11 protein-coding genes are annotated in these 9,278 nt (G+C 64.8%); 4 read left to right on the top strand and 7 right to left on the bottom strand.

All coding sequences use genetic code 11. The features are described from left to right. Positions 1–211: 211 nt before the first annotated feature. Genes ACE5CZ_RS11885 through ACE5CZ_RS11860 form a run of 6 tightly spaced genes read right to left on the bottom strand, consistent with a single transcriptional unit; the run spans position 212 to position 5,676 of the window. Positions 212–520 carry an HPP family protein gene (locus ACE5CZ_RS11885; RefSeq protein ID WP_374947539.1) on the bottom strand — a complete coding sequence of 103 codons (309 nt, stop codon included), beginning with the start codon at positions 518–520 and terminating at the stop codon, positions 212–214. Next, positions 517–975, bottom strand: coding sequence for a hypothetical protein (locus ACE5CZ_RS11880; protein ID WP_374947538.1), 459 nt, complete (start codon positions 973–975; stop codon positions 517–519). Before ACE5CZ_RS11880 ends, ACE5CZ_RS11885 begins: the two co-directional genes overlap by 4 nt. After that, positions 972–3,344 (bottom strand): molybdopterin oxidoreductase family protein, encoded by a 2,373-nt coding sequence (locus ACE5CZ_RS11875; RefSeq protein WP_374947540.1) that lies wholly within the window; start codon positions 3,342–3,344, stop codon positions 972–974. The genes ACE5CZ_RS11880 and ACE5CZ_RS11875 overlap by 4 nt, the downstream gene beginning before the upstream one ends. 58 nt (positions 3,345–3,402) lie before the next feature. Continuing rightward, positions 3,403–4,245, bottom strand: coding sequence for an SDR family oxidoreductase (locus ACE5CZ_RS11870; protein WP_374947537.1), 843 nt, complete (start codon positions 4,243–4,245; stop codon positions 3,403–3,405). A gap of 34 nt (positions 4,246–4,279) precedes the next feature. Beyond that, positions 4,280–4,819: a TetR/AcrR family transcriptional regulator gene (locus ACE5CZ_RS11865; protein WP_374947536.1), complete on the bottom strand. Its 540-nt coding sequence runs from the start codon at positions 4,817–4,819 to the stop codon at positions 4,280–4,282. Between the two features lie 35 nt (positions 4,820–4,854). Further along, positions 4,855–5,676 carry an oxidoreductase gene (locus tag ACE5CZ_RS11860; RefSeq protein ID WP_374947535.1) on the bottom strand — a complete coding sequence of 274 codons (822 nt, stop codon included), beginning with the start codon at positions 5,674–5,676 and terminating at the stop codon, positions 4,855–4,857. 196 nt (positions 5,677–5,872) lie between these two features. Between ACE5CZ_RS11860 and ACE5CZ_RS11855 the strand changes: the two genes are divergently transcribed. Next, on the top strand, positions 5,873–6,460 hold the full coding sequence (locus ACE5CZ_RS11855; RefSeq protein WP_374947534.1) for a TetR/AcrR family transcriptional regulator: 588 nt from the start codon (positions 5,873–5,875) through the stop codon (positions 6,458–6,460). Then, complete coding sequence (locus ACE5CZ_RS11850; protein ID WP_374947533.1) at positions 6,457–6,816, top strand: DoxX family protein; 360 nt, start codon at positions 6,457–6,459, stop codon at positions 6,814–6,816. Before ACE5CZ_RS11855 ends, ACE5CZ_RS11850 begins: the two co-directional genes overlap by 4 nt. Positions 6,817–6,911: 95 nt before the next feature. Here the strand turns inward: ACE5CZ_RS11850 and ACE5CZ_RS11845 are convergent, their stop codons facing one another. After that, positions 6,912–7,484: a TetR/AcrR family transcriptional regulator gene (locus ACE5CZ_RS11845; RefSeq protein ID WP_374947532.1), complete on the bottom strand. Its 573-nt coding sequence runs from the start codon at positions 7,482–7,484 to the stop codon at positions 6,912–6,914. Positions 7,485–7,550: 66 nt separating this feature from the next. Here ACE5CZ_RS11845 and ACE5CZ_RS11840 point away from each other — a divergent pair, with 66 nt between their 5' ends. Together ACE5CZ_RS11840 and ACE5CZ_RS11835 are read left to right on the top strand one after the other, a co-directional pair. Continuing rightward, a complete protein-coding gene (locus ACE5CZ_RS11840) occupies positions 7,551–8,276 on the top strand; it encodes an alpha/beta hydrolase (protein WP_374947531.1) in 726 nt (241 codons plus the stop codon). 24 nt (positions 8,277–8,300) lie between these two features. Beyond that, a complete protein-coding gene (locus ACE5CZ_RS11835) occupies positions 8,301–9,137 on the top strand; it encodes an alpha/beta fold hydrolase (RefSeq protein WP_374947530.1) in 837 nt (278 codons plus the stop codon). Positions 9,138–9,278 lie beyond the last annotated feature (141 nt).

The following is a 9,278-nucleotide window of genomic DNA, read 5'->3' as shown; positions in this document are numbered from 1 at the left end:
TGCAGATCCTGGGCACCATCTCCGAAGGGATTCGCGCGACTGTCATGAGGGCCTGTCACATAGCCATCAAGCGAGACCGACATGTCGGCGGTGACGAATCCCATCCGGGACTCCTTCCGTGGGGCGGACCATGCTCCCTTTTATATTATTCGCGCCGGCGCAGGCCGTATGGGAAGTTCGGTCGGATGGGGATCCCTGATCGAACTCGCAGCTACGACACTCTGCCGAGAAAGAGCCTGTTGATCGCCCATCCTGCCGCCGTGCTGAGCAGCACCGCGGAGATGCCGACGAGGTGTCCGACGATGGTGTTCAGAGGCCGAGAGGACGGCTGCTTCGGCGACTCGAAGAACAGCATGACCGTGGGGCCGAGACTCGGAAACAGCCACGGCTGCTTGATGAGAAGACCCACCGCGCCGGCGAGCCCGAGTACGAAAATCGACAGAACGGTCGCATACGCCGCGCCCGCGATGCGGCGCTCTTGAGCCTTGTGCAGCGGGCCGCGCCTCGCGATCTCGCTCATCGGGCGACGATCAGCGCTTGGGGGGCGGCCTGCTTCATGCGCGTCGTCAGCCAGCTCAGCTGCACCGAAGTCTGCGCTTCGCACTGCGCGACGATACCGATGAGTTCGTCGTCGCGCAGCCCGAGGACCGCCTGCTTGACCATCATCCAGGTCACATCGACCATGCTCGCGAGCACGTAGAGATCTTGCAGGTCACGGATGAGACCTACCGGTCCGGTTCGGGTATCACACATCGCAACGGCGTGGAGCCTGTCCGGCTCGTCGTCGGGCCGCTCGCCGTAGCGCTCGACGGCCGGAGCGAGGGCCTGTTCGTGCTGGTCGCACTGCTGCGCCAGGGTCTGGCACAGGTGGTAGACGTCTGGTTCCGCCCCGTGTCCGTCGGCGACCTGCCGAAACGACTCCGCCAGCGCCCGCTCTGCCCCCTGCAGAAGGCCGAGGTAGACGGGGAGCATCATCGCGGGGCCTCCGTACGGTCGGCGGTCCACGCATCCCGATCGGTGACACTCGACGCGTCCGCGTCCGGCCCCCCGACGGTCTGGCGCACCCCGGCTGCACCCGCGCCGGCTCCGCTGGCCGGGCGAGATGCGGTCGTAGTCGGGGCATCGGATGGGCCGACTGCGTCGGCGATCTTCTCGACTCGCACGGCGGCATTCTTGAACACGGGCTGCTTCGAGACCGGATCCCATTCGGTGACGGTCAGTTCGTTCGCCGCCGATGCGTGGGTGCCCGCCACAGCCGTCGACGCGTCGAAGTAGCCGTAGTGAAAAGGCGCGAAGACGGTTCCTTCGCGCACCTCCCCCACCCGAACAGGCACCACGATCTCGCCGCGCCGCGAAGAGACCCGGGCCATGTCGCCCTCGACAAGCCCCGACGCGGCCGCATCCGTGCGCGAGATCTCAACCCACGCCGTCGGTGCGGCGCGGTTCAGCTGCCGCGACCTGGCCGTCTTCGTGCGGGTGTGAAAGTGATAGGCCGTTCGCCCGGTCGTGTAGCGCAGTGGAAAGTCGTCGCTCGGCTCCTCGTGGGGCGGCGCGTACTCGGCGCTCTTGATGATCGCCTTGCCGTGAGCCTCGCGGGCACGGAAAGCCTGCTCACCGACCGTCGCTCCCGTGAGCAGGTCGTGCCCGAAGCTCTCGCAGTAGATTGGCTCTGTCGGGAACACGCCGTCGCCGTAGAGCCGGGTGCGCCCATCCGGATTCTCGTCGTTGCAGGGCCAGGGGATGCCGCTGCCGCCCCGCAGCCTCTCGTAGCTGATGCCGGTGTAGTCGCACGGGCGCCCACGGCTGCACTCCTGCCAGGCCCGGTAGGCGTCCTCCGGCCCCTCCCAGTCGAGGAGAGGCGATCCGTCGTTCTTCGTGAACCCCATCCGAGCGGCGTAGTCGAGAAATATGTCGAGGTCCGAACGCGCGTCGCCGGGCGGTTCGACGGCCTTGTTTGAGAGATGCACGGTGCGGTTCACGTTCGTGAATGTGCCCATCTTCTCTCCCCAGCCCGCGGCAGGGAGGACCACGTCGGCGTACTGGGCCGTCTCTGTGAGATAGAGGTCTTGAACGACGAGGAAGACGCTGTTCTGGTCGAGGATGGAACGGATGCGCTCGAGTTGGGGCATCGACACCGCCGGGTTCGTCGCCGACACCCACAAGAACTCGATACTGCCCTGTTCGACGTAGCGAAAGATCTGCATCGCGTGGGTCGGGGGCGCCCAGTGCGGGATGACATCCGGATCGACGCCCCAGAGGGTGGCCAGTTCGTGCACATGGGCGGGGTTCTCCCAATTGCGGAACCCGGGCAGATCGCCGTCGGCGCCGCACTCCCGGTTGTTCTGCGCTGTGGGCTGTCCATTCATCTGCAGGATTCCCGCGCCCGGCCTGCCGATCATGCCCCGCAACAGGTGCAGGTTGTTCACCTGGCACGACGCGGCCGTTGCCTGAGCCGACTGGTAGAAACCCTGCAGAACCGTCGAGAGCACCCGATCGGACTCGCCGAAGATGCGAGCCGCCCGGCGCACGTCGTCGGCATCGACCCCGCAGACTTCGGCAACCCTCTCCGGTGTCCACGACTCCACGACCTCGCGCAGCTCGTCGACCCCGAGCGTGTGCTCGCGAACCCACGGTTGATCTACCCAGCCGTTGACGAACAGCTCGCGGATGAGCCCGTTCATCAGGGTCTGATTCGTTCCGGGCCGCACGGGCAGGTGCACATCGGCGACCTTCGCGACCTCGGTCATCCTGGGATCGACGCAGACGATCAACGGCCTGTCGGGGCCCGCGATGCGATCGAGGATTCTCGCCCACAGCACCGTCTGCGTTTCGGCCATGTTGTGGCCGTACAGAAACACGGCATCGCAATCGTCGATGTCGAGGTAACTGCCCGGCTGCCCATCGCATCCGAAGCTCTCCTTCATCGACGCTGCGGCGGTGGCCGTGCAGAGGCGGGTGTTGCCATCCATATGCGGCGTACCGATCCCCGCTTTGCCGATCACCGCGAGCGCGTAGTACTCCTCGAGAAACAGCTGTCCGCTGGTATAGAAACCATGGCTGAGCGGCCCCTTCTCGGCCAGAAGCGCCGTGCTGCCCTCCACTATTCGAGACATCGCGGTATCCCAGTCTGTCTCGACCAACTCGCCATCGACGCGGACCATCGGGTGGGTGAGCCGCTGCCGACTCGTCATCCCCGGAATGCTGCCGAACAAACCTTTCGGCCCCAGACGGCCGTGGTTGACCCGGTCGACGGCCCGACCCCGGATGCCGACCATCCGGTCATCCTGAACCGCGATGTCGCAGGCACACCCATTGCTGCACAAGACGCAGGATTCCGACCCGATCCCGTAGGCGCCAGGGGTTGTGCTGCTCGGCGCCGCGGCGGCAGTCTCGAGGTTGGCCTCAGTCCGCGGGGTCTGTTCCGCCATTCGATTCTGTGATGACGGAAAACGCGACATCTCGGTGCGCATCCAGTTCGGCGAGGCGGGCGACGAGAGACGCCCGCACGTCGTTGTAGGTGTCAGACCCGAGCGGAAGACGGAGCGGGGCCTTTCCGGAATCGACGAGGTCGATCATCGCCTGAACGATCTTGTGCGGGTCGTTGGGCAAGGTGAAGGGTTTACGTCGCGCCTCGCCCGCCGGAGTGTTCTCATACTCCGGCATGGCTGGTGCGGTGTCCATGGCGCCGGCGAATCCAGTGGGAGTCGCGCCGGGTTCGATAATCGTCATGCCGATGCCGAACGCACCAACCTCGAGGGCGACCGTCTCACAGAAGCCTTCGATGCCCCACTTGGAGGCATGGTAGTGACTGAAATTCGGATAGACCGCCTGTCCACCTGCGCTAGAGATTTGCAGGATGTGCCCGTAGCCCTGAGCGCGCAAATAGGGCAGGACGGCCCGGATGACGTAGATGGAGCCGAGGAGATTGGTGTTGAGCACGCGTCGCACCTGATCGTTTAAGACCTCTTCTGCTGCCGCGAAAACACCGTAGCCAGCGTTGTTGACGACGACATCGATCGTGCCGAGCGCGGCGAAGGCTTTGTCAATCGACTGGGACACCTGGTCAGCGTCAGTCACATCAAGTTCGACAGTGAAGAGTCTGTTGCCGTGCTCGGCGCGCAGGTCATCAAGCGCGTCGGGGCGCCGCAGAGTTGCAGCCACGCGATCACCGCGCGCCAGCAGTCGCTCGGTGAGCAGTCGACCGAAGCCAGATGAAGCGCCAGTGACAAACCACGTCGTGGTCATGATCGTCCTTTCTGAGACGTCGGGTGTCGGTCGTTCACGGTTGACGGATCCCGTCGACCAGAATGTGCAGCCAGCGGTCGCGGGCGCTTTTCTCCAGGTTTGTGGGCGCGCTGATCATCATGAGGTAGAGGTCATCGGCAGTGATGTTCAGTCGCAGATCATCATCGGCCTGTGCCGATGCCACCAGCGCCCGTAAGGCCACCTGACCCCGGTCGGCCTGTTCTGAAGCGATGTCGACGGCACCGAGAGCATGTGCTGCCTCTTTGACGGCCTGATTCAATGCGGCCTCGTTCATGAAGTCGGTGAGTAATGTCTCAATTCGCACCATTGCGTCACCAGGTGCCCGCAGCGAAGCGGCGGATGCTTCTGCCCACACCACCAGCGCCTCGAGAAACTCGGTGAGCACGGCTCGAACAAGATCGGTCTTCGTCGGGTAATGCCGATAGAGCGTCCCGACGGCCACACCCGCCGCCTTGGCGATCTGACCCATCGAGACGTCAGATCCGTGCTCAGTGATCTGGGTGCGCGCGGCGGCTAGAATGCGCTGTTGGTTGCGGCGTGCGTCCGCACGCACGGGAAGTCCCCTCGTATCGGGGCGTTCCGAGACCACTAGCGCGTGCTTCGCGTAATGAGCTTGTCAAAAGCCCGATCCGATAAGAGTCGGCGCAACGCCAGCACTGGCCGCGCCGAGAATCCTGCCGCATACCGGGTTTTGGGTCTGTGAATGGTGACCGCAGTGGCGATCGTCATGGCGATGACACTGGGATCCGAGGCACGGTCGTGCAGCGGCCCCGAGGTCAACGCCTGTGCGACACGCGTAGCCTGCTCAGCGTAGGGACCGTGGCCAGACGTCTCACGAAGGTGCCCTGCGGCGATACTTGACCACTCCGTCTTGATGGCGCCCGGTTCTACGACGATGACGTCGATTCCGAAGGGCGCGAGCTCGAGGCGGAGTGCGTCGCTCATGCCTTCGAGAGCGAACTTAGTGCCGTGATACCACGCGCCGAAGGGCGTGTAGATTTTACCTCCCACTGAGGTGACGTTGACGATCTTGCCCGACCCCTGCCGGCGCATGATCGGCAGCACGGCCTGGGTTAGGCGCATGACTCCGAAGACGTTCACATCGAACTGCTTTCGCCCCTCGGCCAAGGTGACGTCTTCAACCGCCCCGTACGAGCCGTATCCTGCGTTGTTGACGAGAGCGTCGAGCCGTCCCGTTTCCCGCTCGATCCTCGACACTGCCTCGGTCACCGAGCGCTCGTCGGTCACGTCCAGAGAAATGGTGTGCACACCCTGGGCCTGAATGTCGGCCATCCGCTCGACACGTCGAGCCCCGCCATAAACAACGAAGCCTCGTTGCATCAGTTCACGAGCAGTGGCCCCGCCGATACCCGATGATGCGCCCGTGACGAGCGCGACTTTCTTTTCCATGCCAACTCCTAAGTGAATCCACGTTCACTTTATTATGAACACGCATTCACCTTTTCGGCAAACTCGAGGGTGATCAGCGCACCAGACGAAGCGATTCCGAGCCGATTCCGGGGCGTCAGGGGTTGTGCGCCGCGGTTGGCGCCGACTGAGTGTATACTGAACACGTTCACTGAACGCATTCAGTCAAGGAATCGCCGTGTCCAGTCGCAGAGAGCTTCGCCACGCCACCCGGCAGCGGGTGATCGGCGCAGCGGATCGCCTCTTTCAGGAGCGCGGTTTCGACGTGACCACCATTCGCGACATCGCAGACGCGAGCGCAGTGAGCGTCGGTTCGGTCATGGCGGCCGGCGACAAGAACGCACTTCTGGTGCAGGTGTTCGACTCCCTGATCGAACAGGGTCACTCGCGGTCGGTCGCCGACGCCCCGCGTGACGCGTCGTGCGCCGCGCGCATCCTGTACCTCGTGCAGCCTTTCGTGGCCCTGTTCGCCGGCCGCCCCGACCTGTCGAGAATCTATGCGTCGGTCCAGGTATCGGGAAGACAATCGTCGCCCCTGTTCACCCGACTCGCCGCCCTTCTCATCAACGAGATCGGCTCCACCCTCACGGCGCACGGATGCACGGCGCCCGACGCGATCACCGCAACGTCGCGGGCGATCTATTTCTCCTACATCGGCACGCTGTTCAGCTGGCCGGCGGCCGAGGCCATCGACGAGGCAGAACTCCTCGCCAGCCTCGATCTCACCTTCACCTCGATCTGCACCTGCACGAAGGACGCGAAATGACTCTTCTTCCCGATCCGTGGTGGCCGACGGCGCTTCTCGCCCTGGTTCTCCTCGCCGACGCCGCCATGTCGATCAGGCCTCCCCGCTTCATCCGGGACTGCCTGGACGGCGTGAACCTGCCGCGCGACTGGTGGTGGATCCTGGTCGTCATCAAGACTCTTGGCGCAGTCGGCCTGATCGCCGGCGTCTGGATGCCCGGGGTCGCGTTCGCCGCGAACGTCGGCGTGGTCGCCTACTTCTGCTGCGCTGCCGTCGCCCATCTGCGGGCGCGCAACACCGGACAGGCGTTCTGGATCAACTGCCTCGGCATGCTCGCGCTGTCGATCGCGGTGCTCGCGCTTTCGTTCACTCTCTAGTCGACGCCCCTTCCGTTCGGCTGGATGAATTCGCGGCTCGCCGTGCTGGGGCGTCGACTCGCCGGGGCAGCCTCGAATCATCCTGTAATACGGGGTCAGCGCGCCTCGTCTGCGGGCCGAAGCGTGGCATCCAGCAGTGCGAGGAAGTCGCGGAAGGCTCGATCGGTTCGGGCGGTGTCCGCCATCGCATCCAGGTCCATGAGGAGCCCGCGCATGACGGCCAGCACGAGCGTGGCCGAGCCGGTCAAGCCGACGCTCCGGAGTCCGTCCTCGAGGGGTTCCAGCCAGTCGGTCGTCGCGATGCGACGAAAACCCGGCCAGAGCGTCTGCTCCGCGTTCTCGCGCAACTGCGTGAACATGCGCACATACGGCTGCCCTTCAGGGCCGGTCATCGACGCCCAGGCGGTCGCCAAAGTAGTGAGGTAGTGCTCGTCCGGTCGACGCTGCATCCAGGCCTTGAAGTGGGTGACCTGTCGGTGTCGGGCTCGACGCAGGATCGCGCGCAGGAGGTCGTCGCGGGAACCGAAATGGTAGAGCAGCATCCGCGATGACGTTCCGGTCGCGGCGACCAGCGGCTCGAGGCGCTCGGGCAGGCCCTGACTCAGGGCGAAGTCCGTGCAGGCGTCGAGAAGCCGGTCGGCGATGTCGGGTTGAGGTCGCCTGCCCACGCTCCTCCTTTTCGCGTAATTTCTGTTACGCGTACGGTTGATGGTAGCGAATCGAAGGGAACGGCAATGGAACTCATTTTTGTGCACGGGGCGATGGTGCGCGACGGCGCATGGTGGTGGCAGCGCACGGCCGAGCTGCTTCGTGAATCGACCGGAATCAGGAGTCGCGCCGTCGAGCTGCCGTCCTGCGGGGAAGGCGAGGTCGATGGCGGTGCGGCCGGGCTCGCTGCCGACGCGGCCGCATTGCGCGCGGCCCTGGATGACGTCGACGACTCGATCGTCGTCGGCCACTCCTACGGGGGCACGGTCATCGCCGAGGCCGGCGTCCATCCGGCGATCCGAAACCTGCTGTACATTTCGTCGTACCTGCCCGACGTCGGACAGGCTCAGGCAATGATCATGAGCGGGGAGTCCGATCCCGTGCGCGTGGAAGACAACGGCGACGGCACGATCGGCGTCGTCGGCTACGACGCGGATTCGTTCGGGGCACGCTTCCTCCAGGATGCGGATGACGAGGTGCAGCGCCAGGCATGGGAGCGCGTCACGGCTCAGGACGTCAGGGCATTCTCGACGCCGACCACCGCCGCCGGGTGGCAGGGCGTCGACTCGACCTATATCGTCTGCGGCCACGACAGAAGTACGTCTCTCGAGTTGCAGCGTCTTCATGCCGATCGCGCCACTCGTGCCGTGGAGCTGCCGACCGGCCATCATCCGTTCGTCACTCGGCCAGGCTTGGTGGTCGATCAGATTCGAACACTAGTGAGTTTCAGCGGGTCTCCGGAGTTATTGTGAGAGCACGAACCTTGGAGGTCGGTCATGGCGTTTGTAATCACAGAAGATGGCACGGAGATCTACTTCAAGGACTGGGGCAGTAAGGATGCCCAGCCCATCGTGTTCCACCACGGCTGGCCGCTGTCCAGCGATGACTGGGATGCCCAGCTGCTCTTCTTCCACTCGAAGGGCTTCCGTGTCATCGCGAGCGATCGCCGCGGTCACGGCCGGTCGAGCGACATCGGCACCGGCCACGACATGGACCACTATGCCAGCGATGTCTCCGCCGTCGTCGAGCACCTCGACCTGAAGAACGCCATCCACATCGGTCACTCGACCGGTGGCGGCCAGGTCGCGCGCTACGTCGCCCAGCACGGCGAGCCCCAGGGACGCGTGGCGAAGGCCGTGCTTGTCGCCGCCGTACCCCCTCTGATGGTTCAGACGGATGCGAACCCCGACGGAACGCCAATCTCGGTATTCGACGGATTCCGTGAAGCGCTGGCCGCCAACCGGGCCGAGTTCTTCCAGGCCGTGGCATCCGGCCCCTTCTACGGGTTCAACCGCGACGGAGCCACGATCTCAGACCCGGTGATCACCAACTGGTGGCGGCAGGGCATGACGGGCAGCGCCCTCGCCCACTACGAAGGCATAAAGGCATTCTCCGAGACCGATCAGACGGATGACCTGAAGGCGATCTCCGTTCCGGTACTCGTGCTGCAGGGCGACGACGATCAGGTCGTTCCCTACAAGGATGCGGCGCTCAAGCAACACGAATTGCTCAGCAACTCGACCCTCAAGATCTATGAGGGCTACCCGCACGGAATGCTGACGACGCAGGCCGACGTTCTGAACGCCGACATCCTGGCCTTCATCCAGGAGTAGCACGGCTCGAAAAGAAGCGCGTGACCCCCCCCCCCGGGCGGGGGGGGGTGACCCCCGGCAGTTAGGCCCGGGCGTCTCCCGGAGGTAGGCCCCGCGGGGGGCGGGGAGCACGTCGGCCGTCGGGGGGAGCCCTACCGGCGG

This window comes from Agreia sp. (assembly GCF_964263775.1).
Taxonomy (GTDB): Bacteria; Actinomycetota; Actinomycetes; order Actinomycetales; family Microbacteriaceae; genus Agreia.
The sequence above is the reverse complement of the archived record's forward strand: the minus strand, read 5'-3'. Positions and strand labels throughout refer to the sequence as shown.